This is a genomic window from Isoptericola croceus (genome assembly GCF_029382255.1).
In the GTDB taxonomy this organism is placed as follows: Bacteria; Actinomycetota; Actinomycetes; order Actinomycetales; family Cellulomonadaceae; genus Isoptericola; species Isoptericola croceus.
In genome coordinates, this window is sequence record NZ_JARLLG010000345.1 from 1 (window position 1) to 267 (window position 267).

The window sequence follows — 267 nt, forward strand, 5'->3', positions numbered from 1 at the left end:
AGTCATCACCTTCGGCCAAGACGGTGTAAATGGCGGTCATAGTGCCGCGGCTGTGCGCGCTGTTACCGGAACTTTCTACCAAGCTGGTTAACTTGCTAAATACCGATGGCGGATAACCTGTGGTGGCAGGCGGCTCGCCCAGCGATAAACCGATTTCCCGCTGCGCTTGGGCATAACGCGTCAGGCTGTCCATCAGCAGTAATACGTTTTTACCTTGGTCGCGGAAATGGCTCGCTAGCTGATGGCTCAGTTCGGCGGAGCGCATAC

1 pseudogene is annotated in these 267 nt (G+C 56.2%); it reads right to left on the reverse strand.

Annotated features, from left to right (window positions below):
• Positions 1-267, reverse strand: a pseudogene (gene fliI, locus PZC42_RS21570) (flagellum-specific ATP synthase FliI); the annotation flags it as partial.